This window comes from Bacillus sp. PK3-067 (genome assembly GCF_056738645.1).
In genome coordinates this window covers 2,826,819-2,851,462 of record NZ_CP096490.1, presented here as the reverse complement: position 1 = coordinate 2,851,462, position 24,644 = coordinate 2,826,819, and the positions used below count along the sequence as shown (strand labels likewise).

At 33.7% G+C, this 24,644-nt stretch carries 23 protein-coding genes and 1 pseudogene; 21 read left to right on the top strand and 3 right to left on the bottom strand.

Annotated elements, in window-relative coordinates:
- The first annotated feature begins 27 nt into the window (after positions 1 to 27).
- The 3 genes from M1D73_RS14725 to ltaS all read left to right on the top strand — a co-directional run bounded on the left by M1D73_RS14725 (position 28) and on the right by ltaS (position 7,576).
- The gene (locus M1D73_RS14725) at positions 28 to 3,150 is read left to right on the top strand and encodes an MMPL family transporter (protein WP_121868290.1); all 3,123 of its coding nucleotides are present in this window, start codon (positions 28 to 30) and stop codon (positions 3,148 to 3,150) included.
- Between the two features lie 299 nt (positions 3,151 to 3,449).
- Entirely contained in the window at positions 3,450 to 5,075 is a 1,626-nt protein-coding gene (locus M1D73_RS14720; protein ID WP_000633864.1) for an ABC-F family ATP-binding cassette domain-containing protein, read from the top strand.
- A 527-nt stretch (positions 5,076 to 5,602) separates the two neighbouring features.
- Entirely contained in the window at positions 5,603 to 7,576 is a 1,974-nt protein-coding gene (gene ltaS / locus M1D73_RS14715; protein ID WP_000808770.1) for a lipoteichoic acid synthase, read from the top strand.
- 56 nt (positions 7,577 to 7,632) lie between these two features.
- Here ltaS and M1D73_RS14710 read toward each other — a convergent pair whose 3' ends face one another.
- From M1D73_RS14710 to M1D73_RS14700, 3 genes are all read right to left on the bottom strand, one after another.
- Positions 7,633 to 8,307, bottom strand: a complete 675-nt coding sequence (locus M1D73_RS14710) for a TerC family protein (protein WP_481157919.1) — start codon at positions 8,305 to 8,307, stop codon at positions 7,633 to 7,635.
- A gap of 110 nt (positions 8,308 to 8,417) precedes the next feature.
- On the bottom strand, positions 8,418 to 9,080 hold the full coding sequence (locus M1D73_RS14705; RefSeq protein ID WP_121868289.1) for a DUF3841 domain-containing protein: 663 nt from the start codon (positions 9,078 to 9,080) through the stop codon (positions 8,418 to 8,420).
- Between the two features lie 157 nt (positions 9,081 to 9,237).
- Positions 9,238 to 10,065, bottom strand: a complete 828-nt coding sequence (locus tag M1D73_RS14700) for a peptidoglycan-N-acetylglucosamine deacetylase (protein ID WP_000551452.1) — start codon at positions 10,063 to 10,065, stop codon at positions 9,238 to 9,240.
- A gap of 292 nt (positions 10,066 to 10,357) precedes the next feature.
- Here M1D73_RS14700 and M1D73_RS14695 point away from each other — a divergent pair, with 292 nt between their 5' ends.
- From M1D73_RS14695 to M1D73_RS14610, 18 genes and pseudogenes are all read left to right on the top strand, one after another.
- Positions 10,358 to 11,179: an MBL fold metallo-hydrolase gene (locus tag M1D73_RS14695; RefSeq protein WP_000371021.1), complete on the top strand. Its 822-nt coding sequence runs from the start codon at positions 10,358 to 10,360 to the stop codon at positions 11,177 to 11,179.
- A 188-nt stretch (positions 11,180 to 11,367) separates the two neighbouring features.
- Entirely contained in the window at positions 11,368 to 11,757 is a 390-nt protein-coding gene (locus M1D73_RS14690) for a VOC family protein (protein WP_000800667.1), read from the top strand.
- 175 nt (positions 11,758 to 11,932) lie between these two features.
- Positions 11,933 to 12,886, top strand: coding sequence for a PLP-dependent cysteine synthase family protein (locus M1D73_RS14685; RefSeq protein ID WP_098212905.1), 954 nt, complete (start codon positions 11,933 to 11,935; stop codon positions 12,884 to 12,886).
- 232 nt (positions 12,887 to 13,118) lie between these two features.
- Positions 13,119 to 13,802, top strand: coding sequence for a DNA alkylation repair protein (locus M1D73_RS14680; protein ID WP_000923448.1), 684 nt, complete (start codon positions 13,119 to 13,121; stop codon positions 13,800 to 13,802).
- A gap of 16 nt (positions 13,803 to 13,818) precedes the next feature.
- Positions 13,819 to 14,519, top strand: a pseudogene (locus tag M1D73_RS14675) (nucleotidyltransferase domain-containing protein).
- 15 nt (positions 14,520 to 14,534) lie between these two features.
- Complete coding sequence (locus tag M1D73_RS14670; RefSeq protein WP_001102492.1) at positions 14,535 to 15,080, top strand: GNAT family N-acetyltransferase; 546 nt, start codon at positions 14,535 to 14,537, stop codon at positions 15,078 to 15,080.
- 33 nt (positions 15,081 to 15,113) lie between these two features.
- On the top strand, positions 15,114 to 15,614 hold the full coding sequence (locus M1D73_RS14665; RefSeq protein ID WP_000620314.1) for a GNAT family N-acetyltransferase: 501 nt from the start codon (positions 15,114 to 15,116) through the stop codon (positions 15,612 to 15,614).
- 15 nt (positions 15,615 to 15,629) lie between these two features.
- Positions 15,630 to 16,154, top strand: a complete 525-nt coding sequence (locus tag M1D73_RS14660) for a DinB family protein (protein ID WP_000653845.1) — start codon at positions 15,630 to 15,632, stop codon at positions 16,152 to 16,154.
- A gap of 402 nt (positions 16,155 to 16,556) precedes the next feature.
- The gene (locus M1D73_RS14655) at positions 16,557 to 17,495 is read left to right on the top strand and encodes a DMT family transporter (protein WP_000644594.1); all 939 of its coding nucleotides are present in this window, start codon (positions 16,557 to 16,559) and stop codon (positions 17,493 to 17,495) included.
- 56 nt (positions 17,496 to 17,551) lie between these two features.
- Positions 17,552 to 17,953: a GNAT family N-acetyltransferase gene (locus tag M1D73_RS14650; protein WP_001053116.1), complete on the top strand. Its 402-nt coding sequence runs from the start codon at positions 17,552 to 17,554 to the stop codon at positions 17,951 to 17,953.
- Between the two features lie 230 nt (positions 17,954 to 18,183).
- Positions 18,184 to 18,987, top strand: coding sequence for an AAC(3) family N-acetyltransferase (locus M1D73_RS14645; protein ID WP_000783346.1), 804 nt, complete (start codon positions 18,184 to 18,186; stop codon positions 18,985 to 18,987).
- Positions 18,988 to 19,002: 15 nt separating this feature from the next.
- On the top strand, positions 19,003 to 19,692 hold the full coding sequence (locus tag M1D73_RS14640) for a phosphopantothenoylcysteine decarboxylase domain-containing protein (RefSeq protein ID WP_000676726.1): 690 nt from the start codon (positions 19,003 to 19,005) through the stop codon (positions 19,690 to 19,692).
- Positions 19,693 to 19,833: 141 nt separating this feature from the next.
- A complete protein-coding gene (locus tag M1D73_RS14635) occupies positions 19,834 to 20,307 on the top strand; it encodes a tetratricopeptide repeat protein (RefSeq protein WP_000400636.1) in 474 nt (157 codons plus the stop codon).
- A 12-nt stretch (positions 20,308 to 20,319) separates the two neighbouring features.
- Complete coding sequence (locus M1D73_RS14630; protein WP_000869230.1) at positions 20,320 to 21,375, top strand: hypothetical protein; 1,056 nt, start codon at positions 20,320 to 20,322, stop codon at positions 21,373 to 21,375.
- Positions 21,376 to 21,580: 205 nt separating this feature from the next.
- Positions 21,581 to 22,090 (top strand): ribonuclease FAU-1 family protein, encoded by a 510-nt coding sequence (locus M1D73_RS14625; RefSeq protein WP_001037883.1) that lies wholly within the window; start codon positions 21,581 to 21,583, stop codon positions 22,088 to 22,090.
- A gap of 239 nt (positions 22,091 to 22,329) precedes the next feature.
- The gene (locus M1D73_RS14620; RefSeq protein WP_121868288.1) at positions 22,330 to 22,920 is read left to right on the top strand and encodes a TetR/AcrR family transcriptional regulator; all 591 of its coding nucleotides are present in this window, start codon (positions 22,330 to 22,332) and stop codon (positions 22,918 to 22,920) included.
- A complete protein-coding gene (locus tag M1D73_RS14615; RefSeq protein WP_481157918.1) occupies positions 22,917 to 23,645 on the top strand; it encodes a hypothetical protein in 729 nt (242 codons plus the stop codon). The genes M1D73_RS14620 and M1D73_RS14615 overlap by 4 nt, the downstream gene beginning before the upstream one ends.
- A 237-nt stretch (positions 23,646 to 23,882) precedes the next feature.
- Positions 23,883 to 24,638 (top strand): ABC transporter ATP-binding protein, encoded by a 756-nt coding sequence (locus tag M1D73_RS14610; RefSeq protein ID WP_000218576.1) that lies wholly within the window; start codon positions 23,883 to 23,885, stop codon positions 24,636 to 24,638.
- Positions 24,639 to 24,644 lie beyond the last annotated feature (6 nt).

Genomic DNA, 24,644 nt, shown 5'->3' with positions numbered 1-24,644 from the left:
AAATTTTAATCGCGGGAGATGATGCAAATGAGCAAGCTGAAAAATTGGAGAAGTTTATCTTTTCTATTATGGATAGTTATTACCATTACAATGATCGTAACGATGCCTAATATGGATAAATTAGTGAAAGAAAAAGGGCACATTACGATTCCTAATACAGAACAAAGTAGTATTGCTGACAAAATGATAAAAGAAATGGATAAAGACGGGACAGAAAAGTATGACATTATAGTTGTTTTTAATAGTGACAGTAAAACAGCTTTAACGACTGAGCAAAAAGAGGAAATAATAAAAACAATCAACGCTTTGCAAAATGAAAAAGAACAATTAGGAATTAAAGAAGTTGTTTCACATTTAGATAATAAAGAATTAGAGAAACAATTAGTTTCTAAAGATAATACGACTATTTTAACGCAAATATCGATAGATAAAAAGCATGGTGAAATATCGAAAGTTACAAATAACCTTCATAATAAAGTGAAAACGAAAGGGGTAACAACGTACTTAACAGGAAGTGATTTAATAGCAGGAGATTTCCTTACATCTTCTCAAGAGGGAGTGAAAAAGACTGAAGTTATTTCAATCATTTTCATTCTTGTAATATTAATCATTGTATTCCGTTCACCTATTGTTCCAATTGTTTCTCTTCTTACTGTTGGGGTATCATATTTAGTTTCAATGGGGATTATTGCTCATTTAGTAGATCAATTTAATTTTCCATTTTCTAACTTTACACAAGTGTTTGTCGTTGTTGTCCTGTTTGGGGTTGGAACAGACTATAACATTTTATTATTTACGAGATTTAAAGAAGAATTAAGTAAACAAGAAAACGCATTTTTGGCTACGAAAGAAACATTTAAATCGGCAGGGAAAACCGTTTTATATAGCGGGATAGCAGTACTAATTGGTTTTGCATCTCTTGCTTTAGCGAGTTTTAAACTATATCAATCTACTTCAGCGGTAGCAATTGGTGTCGCAGTTTTATTACTAGTATTAACTACGTTAAATCCGTTTTTTATGGTGCTTTTAGGAAAAGGGATGTTTTATCCCGTTAAAACATTTAAAGGTCATGAAGACAGTCGTCTATGGGGATTCTTTGCGAAAAACTCAGTAGTGAGACCATTTGTAGCTTTAATTATTGTATTCGTGATATCAATTCCTTTTATATTAAAGTATTCTAATACACTTAATTACAACGATTTATTTGAAGTAGACAATAAATATGAGTCGAAAATGGGGATTAACGTAATAGAAGAACATTTTCCACCTGGTTTTTCTTCACCAAGTACGTTAGTCATTCAATCGAATAACAAGTTAGATGAGGCGAGTTCGCTTCAAACTTTAGATGAACTAACTGATAAGATTTTGAAAGTAAAAGGTGTTTCAGAAGTATATTCACCGACACGTGCAACTGGTGATAGGATTAAAGAACTATATATAAATAAACAAGCGGGTGAACTAAATACAGGTTTAGGAGATGCCAATGGTGGTATAAAGGAAATTAATGATGGATTAACTACTGCGAAAGATAAGATGGGTAATAAGGACTCAAATAGTCTTGCGAACGTTCAAAAGTTAATTGATGGAACAAATGAAGCGAAAAGTGGTGTATCAGCATTAGGAACAGCTTTAAATCAACTATCCAATGGCATAAATGACGGAGCACAAGGTGCGCGGCAAATTGAGAGTGGGTTAACTTCAGTAAATGAAAATATAAGTGTATTATCTCAAGCAACTTCACAACTTCATGCTGGCTATACACAGTTAGAAAAAGGTTTAAGTTCTTACGATCAATACTTCGGAAGTATTTCTCAAGCGATTGACGGTGCGAAGAAAGGTTATGAACAAATTGAAATGTTAATGACCAATTTCATTCAAACGAAACCAGAATTAGCAAATGATCCTAACATTCTGCAGACGATAGGAATTGCTAAAGAGGCTCAAAAGCAATTAGGTGGGCTTTCAAATGAATTAAATAAATTGAAAGCGCAGCATAATGCGGCGATGGGATCATTTAAAGAAGCGAATCAATCGTTATTGAAAGTGGATAATGGCTTAAAAGAAATGAACAATGGAGTTACTAAGTTACAAAAAGGAGCAGCTGATCTTAAAAATGGATTAAATGAAGGTGCTTCAGGTTCAAAACAAATTGCGAACAAGTCATCTGAGTTACAAACCGGATTAACGAAAATAAACGATGGGCAAGGTCAGCTATTAACCGGACTGAAAGACTTGCAAGAACAGATGGGTCAATTACAATCCGGACTAACTAAAAGTACAGAAGGCCTTGAAAAGGTAAGTAATGGCCTAGGGGATGCTCAGAAATATTTAGGAGAACTGAACGAATCAAAAAGCTCTGAGAAATTCTATATTCCAAAAGAAGTTTTGGAGGGAGAAGATTTCCAAAAAGCTTTGAATACGTACATGTCACATGATAGAAAGACTGCTAAAATGACAATCATTTTAGATGTAAATCCGTATTCAAAAGAAGCGATGCCAATTATTCAAGAAATCAATAACACAATAGATGGTACTTTGAAGGGGTCGGAATTAAATCATGCGAAAACAGCAATCGGAGGAACGACAGCTAGAAACGTTGATTTAAAAGAAGTAACTGGGCAAGATTTCTTACGTACAGCTACAATTATGTTAATTGGAATCGCGATTGTATTAATTGTGATTACACGTTCATTATTAAACACCATCTTTATTATTGGATCGTTACTAATAGCTTACTTTGCATCATTAGGGATAAGTGAACAAATTAGTACGCATATTTTACATGTAGATTCATTAAGCTGGAATGTTCCATTCTTTAGTTTCATAATGATTGTCGCTTTAGGAGTGGATTATAGTATTTTTGTAATGATGAGATACAATGAGTTAGAAGGGGACCCAGCGACGAAAATTGTAACTGCTTCTCGTCATATCGGAGGAGTCGTATTATCAGCGGCACTTATTTTAGGTGGTACATTTGCTGCATTAATCCCTTCAGGTGTATTAACGCTTATACAAGTAGCATCCGTAGTTGGCGTTGCACTTCTTCTATTAGCTTTAATTGTGATGCCGATATTATTACCGGCGTTAATAGGGTTAACGAGTAAAATGAAGAGTTACAAAGAGAAAATAAGAAATAAGAAGAGACTGTAGGGAATGATTTCTCTACAGTTTTTTCGGTATATAATATTTCAGATGAAAATGAATCCGATGTATGACAGAATGAGCAGTGAAAGGTTATATGAGAAAGAGGTCGATGATATACATACAATAGCTAGGGGAATGGACAAAAACTATCCGATTTCATTGTAGAAAGGTAATCAACCGTTGCTATTCATCCAGCTTCTACTATATAATAGCTATAGTCTACAATAATTGAGTCGTAATATGCGATTTTTTAAGACAATCGGTGAGAAAACGCTGAAATAAGCGGTATTAGTAGGAGGACACAAATGATTACAGTAAGTAACGTTAGTTTGCGTTTCGCGGATCGCAAATTATTTGAAGATGTTAACATAAAATTCACGCCAGGTAACTGCTACGGTTTAATCGGAGCAAACGGTGCTGGTAAATCTACATTTCTAAAGATTTTATCTGGGGAAATTGAACCATCAACAGGTGACATACATATTACGCCAGGTGAGCGTCTAGCAGTATTAAAACAGAACCATTTCGAATATGAAGAGTTCCCAGTATTAGAAACAGTAATTATGGGTCACACGCAACTTTACAAAGTAATGCAAGAGAAAAATGCTATTTACATGAAAGAAGACTTTAGTGATGAAGATGGAATGCGCGCTGCTGAACTTGAAGGTGAGTTCGCTGAGCTTAACGGTTGGGAAGCTGAGTCAGAAGCTGCAATTCTTCTTAAAGGTTTAGGTATTGGTGAAGATCTTCATGATAAGAAATTGTCAGAATTAACTGGGGCAGAGAAAGTAAAAGTATTACTTGCTCAAGCTTTATTCGGTCAACCTGACATTCTATTATTAGATGAGCCTACCAACCACTTGGACTTAAAAGCGATTCAATGGTTAGAAAACTTCTTAATGAACTTTGAAAACACAGTTATCGTAGTATCCCATGACCGTCACTTCTTAAATAAAGTATGTACGCACATGGCTGACCTTGATTTCGGTAAAATTCAACTTTATGTTGGTAACTATGACTTCTGGTATGAGTCAAGCCAATTAGCTTTAAAATTAACACAAGATGCTAATAAGAAAAAAGAAGAGAAAGTAAAAGAGTTACAAAACTTCATTGCACGCTTTAGTTCAAACGCTTCTAAAGCGAAACAAGCAACTTCTCGTAAAAAATTATTAGACAAAATTACATTAGATGATATTAGACCGTCATCACGTCGTTACCCATTCGTTGGCTTCACACCTGAGCGTGAAGTAGGAAATGACTTATTAACTGTTGAAGGTCTTTCTAAAACAATTGATGGTGAAAAAGTGTTAGATAATGTGTACTTCACTTTAAATAAAGGTGATAAAGTTGCATTTATCGGCCGTAACGATATTGCGATGACAACATTATTTAAAATTCTTATGGGTGAAATGGAGCCGGATAGCGGTTCATTCAAATGGGGTGTTACAACCTCTCAATCTTACTTCCCAAGAGATAACTCTAAGTACTTTGAGAACAGTGATTACAACTTAGTTGAATGGTTACGTCAATTCTCTCCACAAGATGAGTCTGAAAGCTTCTTACGTGGTTTCTTAGGCCGTATGTTATTCTCAGGTGAAGAAGTTAAGAAGAACGTTTCTGTATTATCTGGAGGCGAAAAAGTTCGTTGTATGTTATCTAAAATGATGTTAAGTGGTGCGAACGTAATCACACTTGACGATCCAACGAACCACTTAGACCTTGAGTCAATCACAGCATTAAATAACGGTTTAATTGCATTCAAAGGTACAATCTTATTCACATCTCATGACCATCAGTTCGTGCAAACAATTGCAAACCGCATTATCGAAGTAACACCAAACGGTGTAATCGATAAAGAGGCTACTTATGATGAGTTCTTAGAAAATGAGGAACTTCAAAAACAAGTAGATGCAATGTACAAAGGTCAATAATATATAATGAAAAAACTCGCTCTTTTTAGAGCGAGTTTTTTTGTCGAGAAAACGTAACATCGCTGGTCGGTCAAATGAATAATTATTCAAATATAATATTAATGAACAGGAGAATTTTTTCATGTATGAAGGGATGTAATGACTTTAAGATTTAAAGAGTTAGTTGAAGAAGGGAAATGTAAGTAGAGTAATATAATCAAATCGTATTATTTTGTCATGTGAAATATGTACCAAATTTGGAGATAGAATAGTTTGCGAATGAGTTTATAAAGGTATATAGTATGGGTTGTCATAATTAGTGGATGAATCTTGGGAGAAAACAGGAAATGTTACAAATTTATTTTGTTAAATAGAAACCAAGGTCAAAATGTCTAGAAAGAAATAGTTGAATAAATACTAGCTTCAAATTATAATTACTAATATTCTTCATATAGTTAAATAAAGATAATCTATTTGAAGAAGAAAATTTGAATAGAGAGACAGACTTATAAAAAAATAAGCCTTGGATGATCAAAAGAGGTGGAGAAATGAAACAGTTCTTATTAAAGAGCAAAAGCGTGTTAAGCAATCATTTTGGATTCTTTCTGTTTGCCGTTATTTTATTGTGGCTCAAAACATATGCAGCTTATGTAACGGAATTCAATTTAGGAATTTCAAACACAATTCAAAAATTCTTGCTGTTTTTTAACCCGCTTAGTTCAGCAGTTCTATTTTTAGGACTTGCATTATTTGCAAAAGGGAAACGATCTTATATTTGGTTAATTATCATTAATTTGTTATTGTCGATTCTTTTATACGCAAACGTAGTATACTATCGCTTTTTCAGTGACTTTATTACGTTCCCGACATTAACACAAACGAATAACTTTGGAGATTTAGGTGGTAGTATTCTTGCGTTGCTACATCTTTATGATCCATTATACTTCTTAGACACGATTATATTAATTGTGTTAGTCGCAACAAAATTTGCAAATCCAAAACCAATTCGTGTTGCGAAGCATAAATTATCTCTAGTATTTGTAGCAGGTATTTTATTATTCAGTGTTAACTTAGGTCTTGCAGAGTCTGACCGTCCTGAATTATTAACAAGAACGTTTGACCGTAATTATATTGTGAAATATTTAGGTGCATACAACTACACAATTTATGATGGAATTCAAAGTGCGAAAGCATCGACAGAACGAGCATTAGCTGATGGCGATAATATGACAGAAGTACGAAATTATTTAACATCAACTTATGCAAGTCCAAATCCTGAGTATTTCGGTAAAGGAAAGGGAATGAACGTAATTTACATTCATTTAGAGTCATTCCAAAACTTCTTAATTGATTACAAATTAAATGGTCAAGAAGTTACACCGTTCTTAAACTCATTTACAAAAGATGCGAATACACTTTATTTTGATAACTTCTTCCATCAAACAGGACAAGGGAAAACATCTGATGCGGAGTTTATGTTAGAGAATTCAATGTTTGGTTTACCGCAAGGTTCTGTCTTTACAACGAAATCTCATAATACGTATCAATCAGCACCAGCTATTTTAGGACAACAAGGATACACATCAGCAGTATTCCACGGTAACTACAAAACATTTTGGAACCGTGACGATATTTATAAATCATTTGGTTTTAATAAATTCTTTGATGCGTCATACTACGATATGAATGAAAAAGACGTAGTAAACTACGGGTTAAAAGATAAACCGTTCTTTAATGAATCTATTCCGTTATTACAAACGTTGAAACAACCGTTCTATACGAAGTTTATTACGTTATCGAACCATTTCCCTTATCCAATCGATAAGGCAGAAGCAACGATTGAACCAGCAACAACAGGTGATTCATCAGTAGATACGTACTTCCAAACAGCACGCTATTTAGATGAATCTGTAAAAGGCTTCATCGATTACTTGAAACAATCTGGTTTATATGATAACTCAATTATTGTTATGTACGGAGACCATTACGGTATTTCAGATAATCATAACGCAGCAATGTCAAAAGTAATGGGTAAAGAAATGAACTCATTTGAAAATGCACAGTTACAACGTGTACCATTAATCGTTCGTGTACCAGGAGTGAAAGGTGGCGTACAACATCAATACGGTGGTGAAATTGACGTTCTTCCAACGCTATTACACTTACTAGGTACAGATACAAAGAATTATGTTCAATTCGGTTCTGATTTATTATCACCAGATCATAAACAAGTCGTTGCGTTCCGTAACGGTAACTACGTAAGCCCAACAGTTACTGCACTAAACGGCAAATACTATGATACAACTACTGGAAAACCTGTAGAATTTACAGATGAAATAAAGAAAAATGAACAAATGGTTCAAAACTCACTAAAATACTCTGACCAAGTCGTGAATGGTGACTTATTACGATTCTACACACCGGAAGGATTCACTCCAGTAGATCGTTCGAAGTATAACTATAACAACCGCGATAAAAACAAAACGAAGGTAAAAACGACTCCGGAAGGGGAAGCTAAATAAATAATAAAAGGCGCTATTCATATGAATAGCGCCTTTTATTTGTAAATATACCATCATTATGAGACAGAACCAGCTGTTGCTTTTTGTTTAGCCTTTCCGAAGAAAACTACGCCGATGATGATAATAATGATAAATGCCCATTTAACCAAAGGGTTACTTTCGAAAAATCCAGCGAACCATTTCTCATCTACAATCATTTTCGCGGCAGTATAAGCTAAAACGGCTGCTCCAATCGTAATGATGACAGGAAAACGATCTACCCATTTTAAAATCAATGTACTGCCCCATACGACTACTGGAATAGACACTAATAATCCGATGATTACTAAAGAAAAGTTACCATGGGCAGCTCCTGTAACAGCGAGTACATTATCGATGCCCATTAACGCATCAGCAATAATAATGGTTTTAATAGCAGACCAAAATCCTTCTTCGGCCTTAATATCATGATCTTTGCCTTCAGCAATTAATTTATAAGCAATCCATATAAGGAGTACACCACCAATTAGAAGTAGCCCTGGTATTTTTAACAACCAAACAACAACTAAGGTAGCGAGGGCTCTAATCGCGATTGCCCCGATAGTTCCCCATATAATAACTTTCTTTTGCTGATCTTTCGGTAATCTTCTTGCTGCTAATCCAATTACAATGGCATTATCACCGGCTAACACTAAATCAATTACAATGATGGCAAGTAGGGCGGACAAATATTCGGCTGAAAGAAAATCCATATACACATCACTCCTTAAGAGTAATATGTGCTAAAGTGTTGATAATATAAAAAATAGGATTGAATTTGTATATTCAATCCATAATTTCTTACTGTATTTTGATATATGTTTTAATTTCGTATAAGTCGCTTTTGTATTCTTTTTTGTTTATCGTTTCGCTTTCTTAATTTTCGATTCATCTTTTTAATGCGGTTTTCTTTTCTATTATCCCAGTTATCACTTCGAATTTTACTAATAGACTTATCTGTCTTAGCACGAAAACGTCTTACTTTTTTCACGAAGGAAAGGGGTGTTTTGCCGATAACACCTTGTTTTTCTAACGAATCCTCTTTACCTAGACACCAATCAGGATGAGATAATAAATAGTCGAAATCAAATATTATCCCGTATTCTTTATCCATATATGTATACCATTCATCTAAAGTACACTTATTTTTTGTATGTAAATATGTTGATCCATCAGTCATAGCACAGCACCAATAGTCAAAATAGCTCCATAGTACCCATTCTTTCGGTACATCTAGTGTTAAAATTACCATTTTTGAATTTGTTCTACCCCAAGCTTTATGATTTCGATTTGGGTAATTATTTGCTTCCCAGACCGAAATAGGATAGTTACCTTCGTAATGAGGCAATCTTGTTTTAGCGACGCGCACCATCCAGTCATATGAATATACATCGTCTGGATCGATGAATTCTTTATTACCTTCTAAATAACCAAGTTTCTTAAATTGTTTCCATGCTTCTTCAGTTTGTACTGTATATACGATCATATGGCACCTACTTATTTAAACTAAATTATAGTATAACATGTGATTTTGAATTTTTATTGATATTAGAGAAGGGGGAGTTTGAGTCGAATATACGAGGAGTAATTCCCAAAATGATAAAAAGACTTGATTCCCAGCTAAAGGAAATCAAGTCTTTTCATTACATACGATTATCATGCCAGAAGTTTAATGGGAAGTGTTCGTTCTCATTATATGCTTCTAATTCATATCCTTTTTCTTTCAGTCCTTTAATAATTCCAGGAACTGCTTTTACTGATTGTGGATGAATATCATGCATAAGGATAACTTCTGTTGGATTTGTAGCACCATGTAACACGTTTTCTACAATTTTAGCAGATGCAGCATCAACTTGCATTTTGTTATATTTCCAGTCTAAAGAATCAATTGTCCAATCCCAAACTTTTAAGCCATTTTCTACAACTTTGTTGCGAAGAGCTTCGTTTAATCCTGGCATAGAGCCGTAAGATGGACGAGTTAATACTGGTGATTTACCTAAAACACCAGCGATTAAGCCTTGGTCTTCCTTCATTTCATCTACGTAATGACCTTCAGTGTAAAGTTTCTTGTAGTTATGAGTCATACTGTGCATCCCAACGTAGTGACCTTCAGCATCTTCGCGTTTTACAAGATCAGGGAAAGCTTTTACGTTTGAACCAATTAGGAAGAATGTTGCTTTTGCATTTTCTTTCTTTAACATATCTAAAAGCTCAGCTGTGTATTTTCCAGGACCGTCATCAAATGTTAAATAAGCGACTTTTCTAACTTGCCCGTTATAATGTTTTGGAGCTTCTTTCGGAGCAAGAGATGTTTGAATCTCACTTACAAGTTGAACAGATTTTGCTTCATCCTCTGTACTAGCTAGAGCAGTATGTACTGATCCAAAAGCCACTTCGTATGTGAATAATACCCCCGCACAAACTAACATAGCCCTTTTTACTAAAGTTGTCATTCGAATTCCATTGTGCATAATTTTCCTTCTCTCTATAAAAGTTCTACTCTACTATATTAGCAATTATAGGTAGGGAAATGCAAAAAAACTTTTTTACAAGTGTAAAAAAGTTTACTCAAAAGTATGCAAGATTTTATATCAATTGCAGTTTTGAAAAATAGGATGAATTTAAACTTTATTATTTAAACTTTCAATCACCAAATCATACTTTCGTATCATTTCATTTTCGTTCCAATTATTGATTCGAATATTTTTGTTTTTTATTAAAATATTGGTAAAGAAACAATTACATGAAAAAAGGAGTGGGAATATGGATAATTATATTTGCACTACATGTGGAGTACAGTATCCCGAAAATGAAGAAGCACCTTCTCGCTGTAAAATTTGTAATGAGGAAAGACAATATGTTAATCCAATTGGGCAGTCATGGACAACATTAGAAACGATGCAAAATAGCAATTTATACAAAAACGAAATAATAAAAGAAGAAAGCGGTTTGTATAGCATTACTACTAAACCTAAATTTGCGATTGGACAAACAGCATTTTTAATACAAAGTAAAACTCTAAATGTTATGTGGGATTGCATTAGTTATTTAGATGATAAAACGATACAACGTATATATGATTTAGGTGGTATTCAAGCAATAGCACTTTCTCATCCACATTATTACTCTACACAAGTTAAATGGGCGGAAACATTCAATGTACCTATTTATATTCATGAAGATGATAAAGAGTGGGTGGTTCGTCCGAGTAAGCAAATTAAATTTTGGTCTGGGGAGCATCTGATATTATCGGAAGAACTTACATTGCATCGCTTAGGAGGCCATTTTAAGGGTGGAACTGTTATACATTGGAAAGACGGTAATGAAGGGAAAGGTATTTTGTTATCAGGTGATATTATACAAGTAGTTTCGGATCGGAAATGGGTAAGTTTTATGTATAGTTATCCCAATCTCATTCCATTACCAGCGAATAAAGTTAGAGATATGGCAGAGAAGGTAAAAGATATCCAATTTAGTCGACTATATAATGCATTTCATGGTGTGGTGGAAGATGCGAATAAAGCTGTACAAAGATCTGCTGATCGGTATATAAAGGCCCTGCAAGGAGAACTATTTCATACGTAATAGCTTGTAATTCATCTCTATATTTATATAACTAATTTTATATGAATTTTATACTAAAGTCCTATTGTTTATTAACTAATAGGTCTTTCAACTTAGGAAGTTCACACTAATGAGGGATGTTAAAGGGAATATATGTAACCTATACTAATTACTATAAAGCTTTGGAAAATGAAAAGGAGGAGATTTGCATGAAGAATTGGGTTCAATTTAGAATTGCAAGACCAACAGATAAATTTGAAGAAGTGATAAGTTTTTATGAAACAGGATTAGGTTTAAAACGTATAGGGGAATTTCACAATCATGAAGGATATGATGGGGTTATGTTTGGCTTACCAGATGAAGAGTATCATTTGGAGTTTACTACACATGTTAATGGAAGTCCATGTCCGGCACCGACAAAAGATAATTTACTAGTTTTTTATATGCCTATTAAAGATGAAATTGAAAAGATAGTGAATCGATTAAGTAATATGGGCTATCATGAGGTAGAACCTGAAAACCCGTATTGGATAGAGAAAGGAACCACAATAGAGGATCCAGACGGTTGGAGAATTGTGCTTATGAATGCATCTGAATAAGAAAACTATTTTCATATGAAATAGAGTGTAACAAAATGATTTAGACATAAATCCCTACAGTGTTTGTAGGGATTTTTATATAAGAAATTTTTATTGAGAGAGTTATTAAAATGTAGAAAGTATTTTGGCTAAGAACAAATGTAGTAAACATAATTTATGAAGGAGGTATAAAAGTATGATAGTAAACCATTTTGAAGCGTTTTCTAAACATGTTGGAAATACACCGCTCGTGAAATTAGAATGCAAAGAAACGAAGGATCTTTCTATCTATGCTAAATGTGAATGGCATAACCCTACAGGATCGATTAAGGATAGGGCAGCACTTGGAATGATTAATAAATATTTACAAGAAGCGGACAAAAAACAAAATATTTTAGAGTATAGTGGTGGAAGCTTAGCGAGGTCAATTGGGTGTATTTGTAATTATTTAGGGATTCAATGCACGTTAGTTTTAAGTTCTGGAACCGATAAATCTCTATTAAATGAACTTGATCGTTATGGTGCTAACGTAATCTTAGTTGATAAATGTAAAGGGTTCTACGCAGTAATTGAGAAAACAATAGAGATTAGCAAACAAAAGCCAGAATTATATTTTTTATTCCAACATTATAATAATGCAAATCTAGTAAGTCATATAGAAGGTACAGGGCGAGAAATTATTGCACAAATGATTGGAAAACCAATACATGCATGGGTAGCATCTGCTGGTACTGGTGGAACTCTAATGGGAGTCTATACAGCAATAAAGAATTATACAAAAAATGTTGAACTACATTTAGTAATGCCTGCTGAATTGCCTTATGGTTCGGAACAACCACCAAATGATTTAAAGAAATATGCTGGATCAGGTGGGTTCGGCTTAGGAAGGAAACAACATTTCATAGAACAGGAAGAAAATTTGATAGAAAAACAATGGACTTATTCATATGAAGATACCCTGTATGAAATGGCACGTTTTTACAAAGATACTGGTATAAAAATAGGAACTTCTGCGGCAGCGAATTTATTAGCAGCTAAACAAATTGGGAAAGAAAAAGGTGCGAATTTTAATGTAGTTACAGTTTTTCCGGACGCAGGGTCAATAGAAGAGTGGTCAGATGTAAAAAATTCAGTTGAAAAAAATAGGTGATTGAGAGGACCATTAAAAGTTCTTTCGTAGTTTATATTTTATTCTACGCAAAATTGATACCATCAAAAAACTGTATGTTTAACATGTACAGTTTTTTGATGGTATAGCTGTGCAATGTTTAGAAATTTCACATACCGTATTTTAAAAATGAATATAGGAAAAACAAAAAGTAATGTAGAATATATCGTACATACATATATACAGTCAACATAAAAGATAAAGAGGTGGGTATATGTTACTTGAGGAAGTAATGCAGCAACTAGAGGAATATGGAACAGAACAAAATCGAAAAACGTATAAAAACCACGGAGCGAAAGAGCCGTTATTTGGAGTTAGTTTTGCGAATTTAAAATTGTTAAAAAAGAAGATAAAAAAAGATCACGATTTAGCAGTTGAATTGTGGGAAACGAAAAATATGGACGCAATGACATTAGCAACTTATATTTTAGACCCGAAAAAAATAACGACAGAACAGCTTAATAGTTGGATTCAGGATGTTGATTATTACTGTTTAATGGATGTTCTGATGACATCTATATGTACTTCGCCAATTGCAATAGAAAGAATGGAAGAGTGGATAAAGTCTAATGATGAATGGATTGGAAGAGCTGGCTGGTCTTTATTAGCAAATATAGCGATTAAAAATAAAACGTTACATGATGATTTCTTCTCTCCGTACTTAGAAGAGATTAAAGAAAATATACATAATGAAAAAAATAGAAAAAAAGAAGCGATGAATAGTGCTTTAATCGCAATAGGAATTCGTAATGAAGACTTAGAGCGACAAGCGATTGAAATTGCAAGTGAAATTGGAAAAATAGAGGTTGATCATGGTGCAACATCATGTAAAACACCAGATGCAGAAAGCTATATAAAAAAAGCGAGAGAAAGAGCTGAAAAAAAGAAAGTGAAATAAGAAAAGAGGATCGGTTATGAAACCAATTGAAGCAGCACAAAACATAATTACATTACAATTTCCGAATTGTGATGTAGCTTTACTCGGCGGAAGCGTTGCACGAGGAGAAGCGACGAAAACATCTGACCTTGACATTGTAATAGTCGATCAAAGTTTAACTTCTTGCTATAGAGAATCTTTCTATAGTAATGGATGGCCTGTTGAGGTGTTTGTTCATAATTTCGAAACATATAAAACCTTTTTCAAAATGGATTGTGATCGAGGGAGGCCGTCGTTACCACAATTAGTTTCAGAAGGGATTGCCTTAAAAGGGGAACAGGAAATTGTTGGGAAATTAAAAAAGAAGCGAATGATTTACTACATAAAGGACCAGCTAAATGGACCGAAGAAACGATTAAGCAGAAGCGATATTTTATTACGGATACTTTAGATGACTTTATTGGTGCAACAAAAAGAGAAGAAGAATTGTTTATCGCTAATTTATTAGCCGATTTAGTACATGAATATGTATTAAGAGTAAATGGTAAGTGGCTTGGGAGTTCAAAATGGTTTATTAGAGTGCTAAAAAGATATGATGAGCAATATGCAAACAAATTTGTAGCCGCTTTTGATCATTTTTATAAAACGGGAGAGAAAAATGAATTAATTCATTTTATAGAAAAGACGTTAGAACAGTATGGTGGAAGAGTGTTCGAAGGATTTTCTATTGGTAAATAAAGAGAGGAGAAAAAAATGAATGTACCATATGTTCAATTAAGAGAATTGACACTAGATGATGTAGAAGATCGCTATCAATGGTCATTAGATAGAGATGTAACAAAGCATTTAGTTTTACCAGATCAATATCCTCCGTTCACTCGTGGAGATACGAGAAACTGGATTGAAGCTTGTATAAGCCGAAAAAATGGTTATGAACAAAGGGCAATCGTTACTGAGACAGGTATACATATTGGATGGGTAGACCTTAAAAATTTTGATAAAACAAATAAAAATGCTGAACTAGGAATTGCGATTGGAAATAAAGACTATTGGGGTAAAGGATTTGGAATGGCAGCTCTAAACAGCATGTTACAAATAGGTTTTTCTCAGTTTGAATTGGAGAAAATTTGGTTACGTGTAGATGAAGATAATACAAAAGCTAAAAAGAGTTATGAAAGTGCCGGATTTGTATGCGAAGGGTTAATGAGAAATGATCGATTGAGACAGGGAAAGTTCATTCATCGCTATCGTTACAGTATATTAAAAGAAGAGTATGAATCAAAAAATAATAACCTATAAAAATATTATGTAAATTAAAAAGGGGAAAATAAAATGATTCGATTACTTACAAAAGCGGATGCAAAAAAATATTGGGAGTTGCGTTTACAAGCACTACAAGTAAATCCAGAAGCATTTATAACGACTTATGAAGAAGCAGTACGTCAAGAAAACCCTCTTGAACGAGTTGCTAGTAATCTTTCATCCAACAGTAGTTTTACATTTGGTGCTTTTAATAATGAAAATCGTTTAGTTGGGGTTGTTACTTTATTAACAGAAGAAAAAGACGCATATAAGCATAAAGGACATATCGTTGCAATGTATGTAGATACTGAAAATCGAAGAAGTGGTCTTGCACGTGATTTAATACGTAAAGCAATTGAAAGGGCAAAAGAGATGAAGCTAGAGCAATTGAATTTAGGGGTTGTGTCAACGAACGAACCAGCCAAACGATTATATGAATCAATGGGATTTAAAACATACGGAATTGAAAAAAGGGCTATAAAAATGAATGGTGTGTATAGTGATGATGAACATATGGTGTTGTTCTTTTAAGAGAGGAAGTTTTGTATGAAAGATCTCCATTTAGAAAGAAAAATGGACCCTCAAGTAGCGATTTTGTATGCGACGGTTGCTGATACGTTTAATAGATTGCAAAGGTTAGTCGAAGGTACTGAAGAGAACGAACTATCCTATAAAGGGTCTGAAAATAATGAAAATAGTATTGGGCAGTTACTTCAGCATTTAGCAGTTGTTGATTTACATTGGGTGTATCGTTTCAAGGGAGAAGATGTTCCGCCAGCATTTGAAAATAAATATGGTCCTATGTTAAATGAAGTAGGAGAATTACCAAGTTTAAGAAAAAACACATTGCAAGAGTTAATGCAAGATTATGAAGCAGTGCAAAAATTGTTTTATGAAGAATGTATGAAACTAACAGAAACTGATTTAACGCGGGAAGTTTTGTATGAAAAAGGCGAAACTGCGACAATAAGATGGGGAATATGGCATATAGCAGATCATAATCGGTATCATCAAGCTCATATAAGTCGATTGAGGAAATTATACAGAGAATATAAACTACATATTCTTTAATTTTTGAATGAACGAACGCCCCTAAATAATAATTAAAGGAGGCGTTTGTTTTTATTCGTTCGCTTTTCTTCCCAAGCTATCATTAAATTTTTATGATAATCTTTTGGTTTCTCAATAGAAAACCAGTAAATTGAATGTGCAATAGTTGGTAGCCATCTTTTATAGCGGATGCGTATATTTTCATGGTGAGTATAGTGGGTCGAGATTAAAGTAGATTTTGACCCTTGAAAATTTTGACATGTAATGGCCTCGATTTCATACCAATGCACTTTATTCCCATGTAAATCTACTACAATTCCTTCATCATCCCAAAGTGAAATGTAAGTTTGAATGTAGATTTTTCATCGCGTATACTAAAATATATGTCATAGAGATAAAAAATTAAATACAAGGGGTTTTACAATGAAAGCAATTGTTATAGGAATACTGGCATCATTTTTCTTTGCCTTTACTTTTGTTTTGAACAGGGCAATGGACTTAGAAGGTGGAAGCTGGATTTGGAGTGCATCATTACGGTATTATTTTATGGTTCCAATGCTATTACTTATTGTTATGTATAGAGGGAACTTAAAGCAACTCTTTCAATATATGAAAAACAATCCGAAAGAATGGTTAGTGTGGAGTATCGTTGGATTTGGTCTCTTTTATGCACCGCTTAGTTTTGCTGGAGCGTTCGGACCAGGTTGGCTCGTTGCATCAACATGGCAAATTACAATCGTTGCAGGGATTTTGTTAACACCATTTTTTGCGGTGGATCCACTACATAAAAAACTTCCGATGAAGGAATTAGTAATGTCGGGCATTATTTTATTCGGTGTCGTTCTCATGCAAGTAGAACATGCTTCTTCATTAGGTATTCGTGAAACCGTTTTATGTGTAGTTCCTGTACTTATTGCAGCATTTGCGTATCCTCTTGGAAATAGAAAAATGATGCAAGTTTGTAAAGGGGAATTAGATGTATTTCAGCGAGTACTCGGTATGACATTAGCAAGTTTACCATTTTGGTTTTTATTATCTGGTTACGAAGTATCAACAGGCGGATTACCGTCAAGTAGCCAAGTTTTTCAATGTTTTATTGTAGCAGTTAGCTCTGGGTTAATCGCGACAGTATTATTTTTCTTTGCAACAGATCTTGTGAAAGATGATCCGCAAAAATTAGCAACAGTGGAAGCGACGCAGTCTGGTGAAGTTTTATTTGCGCTAGTAGGAGAGTTGATTTGGTTATCTGCACCAATTCCATCATCATTATCTTGGATTGGTATGAGTCTCGTTATTATTGGAATGATACTTCATAGTTATGTGGCTGTCGTTGTAAAAAAAGAAGAAAAAATAACGGCGTAATGAGATTAGCTCTTTTTATTAAGAGCTAGTCTTTTTTCATAGAAAGGGATGAAAGTATGAATTTACAGTGTGTTAAACAAATTGAGAAAGATTCAATATTAAATGTGCTACAATATGCCGTCGGTCCAAATGAAATAAGCTTAAAGAAAGCAGTAATATTTTATCAAAGTAATAAAGGGACTTTGTACAAATATGAAGAAAAAGCTTGTCTAGGTATTGAAATAATCGGAGAAACTAAAGCACGCATATGTCATATAGCAGTGGCTCCAGATTATCGTCAAAAAGGAATTGCACTGCAAATGATTAAAGAAGTGGTAAGGATATATCAATTGACTTATATAGAAGCGGAGACAGACGATGGGGCGGTAGAATTTTATAAAAGAATTGGTTTTCAAGTTAAAAGTTTAGGAGAAAAATATCCAGGGATAGAAAGACTTCATTGTTACATGGAAAAATAGTATAAAATATGCATATGGAGTATAGTTTGAAAAAATAGGATTTACATTTTTCTTCATTTCAAAAAAACTCTCGCTCATCATTATCTACGATTTTAATAGAGTTTTGAGGCTTCAGTATAATAATATACATATTTTTGTAGTAATGAATATGATTAAGTTAAAAATTAAGAAAAATATGATAATATATTTATATAAAAGTTTAAATTTACGTGGCTAGTGGGGGAACCAATATGAAAATGAATGAAATAGTAGCAAGTACACAATTTCCAAATACAATCGAAACAATAACAAAAGATTTAAAAGCATTAGGAGTCGAAAAAGGAATGACAATTATCGTTCATTCATCACTAAGTTCTATCGGGTGGATATCTGGTGGTGCCGTTGCTGTAGTAGAAGCATTAATGAAAGTTGTTACGGAAGAAGGAACGATAATAATGCCAACGCAATCTTCGGATTTGTCCGATCCGAAACATTGGTCAAGACCACCTGTACCGGAAGACTGGTGGCAAATTATCCGAGATAACGTCCCAGCATTTGATTCACGTATAACCCCAACAAGGGGAATGGGTGAAATAGTTGAATGTTTTCGTACATATCCGAATGTAGTACGTAGTAATCATCCGTTAGGAAGTTTTGCTGCATGGGGAAAACATGCAGTAGAAATAACAATGAACCATTCGTTATCAATGAGCTTTGGAGAAGAATCTCCATTAAGAAAAATATATGATTTAGACGGGTACGTATTATTAATTGGTGTTGGATATGATTCCAATACGTCTGTTCATTTATCCGAGGTGCGTTCTGGTGCATGTGAGTTAATACAAGTAGGAGCACCTATTATAGAAAACGGTGAAAGAGTGTGGAAAGAGTTTGTTGAAATGGATTACGAATCTGAGAAGTTTGTAGAAATTGGTGTGGAGTTTGAGCGAAAAGGAACTGTAAAAAATGGGAAGATAGGGAATGCAACGTGTCGTCTAATGAAACAGCGTGATATAGTTGACTTTGGAACAGAATGGTTTCGTAAGAAAAATTAGTAAGGGATGGTTACAATGAAGGGGAAAAAGGTATTAATTACGAGCGGTGGTTGTCTAGAAAAATGGGATCAAGTACGCGGGCATACGAATATGGCCAAAGGTACAATCGGAAGGATAATCGCAGAAGAACTTCTAGCTAAAGGGGCACATGTTATATATTTACACGGTTATTTTGCGGAGAAACCGAGTGATGTACATAGAGGGTTAGAATTACATCCATTTGAAGGAATCGTTGATTTACAAGATAAAATGAAAAGTATCATATCACATGAAAAGGTTGATGCAGTCATTATGGCAGCGGCTGGATCAGATTGGATTGTAGAGAAAATTTGTGATCAAGATGGTAATGTTCTTAATATGAACGGAAAAATTTCAAGTGATATAGCACCGATTATTCACTTTCAAAAGGCTCCAAAGGTATTAAAACAAATAAAAGAATGGGACCCAGAAACAGTACTTGTTGGTTTTAAACTTGAAAGTGATTTAAATGAAGAAGAACTGTTTGAAAGAGCAAAAAATAGAATGAAAGAAGCAAGGGCGAATGTAATGATTGCGAATTCACCACATTCTTTATATTCGCGCGGGGCTGTGCATTATGTAATTGGACAGGATGGTAAAGGGAAGTTGTGTAATGGGAAAGATGAAACAGCGAAAGAAATTGTCAAAAGCTTAGAGGTATTATGTAATCGTGTCACTGCTTTTTAAAATTAAGTTTTTAGATGAGAATGAATCCGCATAGTAATAAGTAAGCGAAACTTTAATTGGTGGGAATTTTACTTTTACACGAATGTGAAGCGTATACCAATCAAGAGCTATACACAGAATAATTGGTGAGGAGTGGATTCTATGGAACATTTATTAAAGCAAGCTATTAAACTTAGAAATGAAAAGAAATATGCGCAGTCTAAAGAGATGCTTATAGGATTAACAAACTTTACAAAGGATGCAGAAGTACTGTATCAGTGTGCGTGGATACATGATGTAATGGGGCTAGAAACAGAAGCAGTTCCGTATTATGAGCAGGCAATCGCAAATGGACTTGATGGCGAATCGCTTTGCGGTGCTTATATTGGTTTAGGAAGTACATATCGTTGTATAGGGGAATATGAAAAGGCAATTACAGTATTAGAAGCTGGGGTGAAAAAATTTCCAGAGAACGCTCCGATGAAAGTATTTTTATCATTAGCAAAATATAACGTAAACGATCACGAATCAGCGATGAAATTATTACTTGAAACTGTCGTGAAAGTAGAGGAAGTAAAAGAATTTGAACGTGCCATTTCATTTTATAAAGACCATTTAAATGAGGTTTTTAAATAAAGGAGTGAACGTATGAAGGTTACACTATCACGAAGGCGAAAAGGTATTTGGATTGGACTCGTCTCTTTAATTATGCTATCAAACTATTTATTGTATGCCCTTCCAATTGTACCAGTTGCGCCGAAAGAAGTTGTGCTTGGGTCATTATTAGATTGCTTGTTTGTCATTCCAATCATCACATATTTCTTCATTATTCGAAAAAGATACTCGTTAACATATATAGTTCCTGTTGTAATAGCTGGTTATATTTTTGCAAGATTTATTATTCCAAGTGATTATTTACAAGCTTTTTCATTCATCTCTTATATTATTGTTGCGGCTGAAATTGCATTTGTAGGTCTAGAATTATTCCTTCTCTATAAAATTGTTAGAGTGCTTCCTAAAATAATAAAAAAATATAAAGAATATAGAAGAGAAAATTATTCCTTTTCTTATGCAATTGATGCAGCGTTTGACACTACTATGAAAAGAGGTAAGTTAATAGATGTCATTCTAACAGAGTGTAAGTTAATCTATTATGCGTTTTTATCGTGGCGTGAAAAAGTACCAACAGGTAAATCTGTATACTCATATCATAAAAAGACTGGTGCTATAGGTGTGTATATCATGATTATTCACGCAACAGCAATTGAAAGCATTGGTTTTCATTATTTACTACATCAGTGGAATCCAGTAATAGCATGGATTTTACTTATTTTAAATGTATACGCGATGATTTATTTTATAGCTGAAATACAAGCGATGCGCAAAAATCCACTTGTCGTAACAGAAGAACAAGTAATCATTCAAATCGGATTAGGAAAGAAAATTGTTATGCCATTTACACAAATTGATAATATTGCGTTCTACAAGGGTGAATTGCTAACGGCAAAAGAAGGGAAGCAGGTATTGGATGCAACTGTTATGGAGTTCATAAAAGAACCTGCTACTTTTGAAATAACATTAAAAGAGCCAGTGAAAGCGCAGTTGTTATACGGCTTTTCTAAAACAGTAAGTCGTGTTTACTTAAATGTTGATGAAGAACGAAAATTTTATGATGCGGTTAAGGAAAAGTTAAAACATGAGTAATAGTACTGTTAGTTGCATGAAAACAAATGAGTTTCCGTTAGAAGTGAAAAAATATGAAACATGGATAGTGAAAAACTCTTTCTAAATAAGAAGGAGTTTTTATTATGTACTTGTATAAATCATTATATAAAAAACTATACACTTCTTTATCACTACATAAATAGATATAATTGAGGATAGAACTAGCATAAGGGGAAACAAAATAATGAATAAGTTACTTACATCGAAAATTGAAATTATAGAAAGAAAAATCCGGTATAACTCAACAATAGTAGATCACAATTGCTTATTACTTGAAAAGCAATCACAAAGTATCGTTTTATTTCACGAGGTGCAGTATTCATTTACAATGACTGCAAATGATACTAAGTTAACAATCCCAAAAGGGAGTTATACAATCGCATATTACTGGAGAGATCGTCCGTACAATTTATACGTATGGAGAGATATAAAAGGAAAGTATTTAGGTTCCTATTTTAATATCGTAAAAAACACACAAATAAAAGATGAAGTGGTTTCCTTTGAAGATTTAATCATCGATATTATGGTACTTCCAAATGGAGAATATTTCATATTGGATGAGGATGAATTACCAGAACCATTAGGAAATTTCGAAGGTGGTTATGTGAAGAAAGCTCTTTATGAATTAAAAGAAATCATTCAAAAAGAGCTTCCACCAATAGTTTTGGAGACAGCCAGGGTGCGGAGGAAATAAAATTTAATTACATAAATATTTTGAATGGAAATGAGTAGTCTCAAGTTATATGATCTAACTTTTTTGATCAATCTAAGGTTAGTAGCATATCTCTTGAGATTACTCTTTTTTTGTAGAAATTTCGTCGCTTAGTTATTAAATCGATTTTAAATTTATGAAATAATATTGACTGAATCAAGTTCAGTCGTTTATGATTGAATCAGATTCAGTCGTGGTGAAAACATTGTAGGAGATGACGTATGAAAAGAATATCAAAAGAACCAGATGTAAGACGCCAAGAGTTAATGGATATTGGTTTTGAACTATATATGAAAAATGGTATGAAAGGATTTGGCATAAAAGATGTTGTGAATCATGCAGGTGTAGCAACGGGCTTATTTTATTATTACTTCAAGTCTAAAGAGAATTTTGTTGATGAAGTTTTAAATGACTGTATTGTGAAAAATATGGAGTTAATTGAAGAAATACTTGTTTCAAATGAACGGTCTGTCATGCAAAAGATGAAAGATTCACTAGATATATTTTGGACATTTATTGAAAAGTTAGCACCCTATAAAAATGTGAGTTCGTTTCAGACGGAACAACATTTTCAACTGGAACAGAAATTATTCGCACGTATGCAACCGTTAATTAGACAAGTAATTGAAGAGGGAGTAAACATAGAGGTTTTTTATACTGATAACTCATTATTAGCTTCTGGGTTTATTCTATACGGTCTTAGCAGTATTGCTCATTCAGAAGTAAAGTTGAATCTAGATACAAAACATGAAATGGTTAATTTAGTATTAACTACACTACGATACAATCAAAAGGAAGGAGAAAGTTTATGAAAATTATTATCGATGGAAATAATATCTCCCAAGAGCAACTTATAAAATGGAAAAGAGAACGGATAAAAAAAGTATTATATATATTAGGACATAAAGAGCCTGAAATAAATGATACAGACGTCATGATAAAACAGCTAACGGAAATAAAGTTGCGATATACATACAATGAAATGTACGAAAAGTTGAAATCAAAACTTAGATTAAGTGCAATAGGTATGCGTATCTGTACTCTTTTATCTGGCGATAGACGAAAATTTTCAAAAACTAGTATTTATTTAGATGGGATTACAGCAGAAGAAGCCATACATGGAATTGATAGTTTGATGCTTGAACAATCACGTGAAAATAACAAAGTGAATTTATCTGCTTGTCCTGATTACTATGTACTAAGACCCTTTGGGGAAAATGAATTAGAGGTTATCGAAACTACTGGTAATTCTCCGTTTCCAGTTCAATTTTTCATTGTTTTTGGTGACGAAACCGGATTGAAAACACCGAGAGATAAATCTTATCAATACCAATCAACAGGTGTTGCACGTATGAAAGATGGTACTACTATTGGTGGAGTTCGACATCAATTTAAAGATACTGATACAGGGATAGAAGTAAGTCTAGTTGTTGAGTTCCCAGCCCTTTGTCCTAATAGTCTAATTAAATCCCATCAAATGCATTTAGCGTGTGAGTTTTCTTATTGGTTACAGTGGATTAAAGATCAGAAAAAATAGTAAGTAAACGTCGTTTAAATAAACAAAAGTAAAATGTTCAAACAAATCATATGTATGTTTTAATAAAACCTAGTTGACTTATCGGAAATATTTGTATAATATGTACTTAATTCCATAACGTATTGCTGATTGGAGAAACCAAAGGCATTTTATCAACAGATAAAATGCCTTTGGTTTTTTTATTGCACAAATACTGAATCTGTTCATTTATATGAATCATTTTAAGGGGGGGAAGAAATGACTGTTTCAATTGATGGGGTATCAAAATATTTTTTGAAACAAACTGGTACGGTTCAAGTGCTAGAGAATATTAATTTTCAATTAGAGGAAGGGGATTTTGTTACAGTAATTGGTCCGAGTGGGTGCGGAAAAAGTACATTACTAAAAATTGTTGCAGGTCTAGATAATGATTTTGAAGGTGAAGTTGTTATTGACGGGGAGCCTATCTTAAAAACGAGCAAGAAACAAGGTTTTATTTTTCAAGAACATAGGCTTTTTCCATGGTTAACAGTTGAAGAAAATATAGCGGCAGATTTGTCGTTAAAAGATAAGTATGTGAAAGATAAGGTGAGAGAATGGGTTGAAATCGTTCGGTTAGATGGCTTTGAAAAATCGTATCCGAAAGAAATTTCAGGCGGGATGTCACAACGTGTTGCGATAGCGAGAGCGTTATTAAGAGATCCAAATGTATTATTACTTGATGAACCTTTTGGAGCGCTGGATGCTTTTACTCGAAGTCATTTACAAGAAGTATTGCTAAATATTTGGGAGCAGAAGAAAACAACAATGATATTCGTTACACATGATATAGACGAAGCGATATATCTTTCAAACCGAATCATCATTATGAGTGCAAAACCAGGGAAAATACATAAAGTGATTGAAAATAATTTGCCTTATCCGCGAAATAAAACTTCTCAATCGTTCCAACAACTTCGAACGAAAGTATTACAGCAGTTTGAATATGGAGGGTTGATTCAAACAAGTATATAGGAAAAG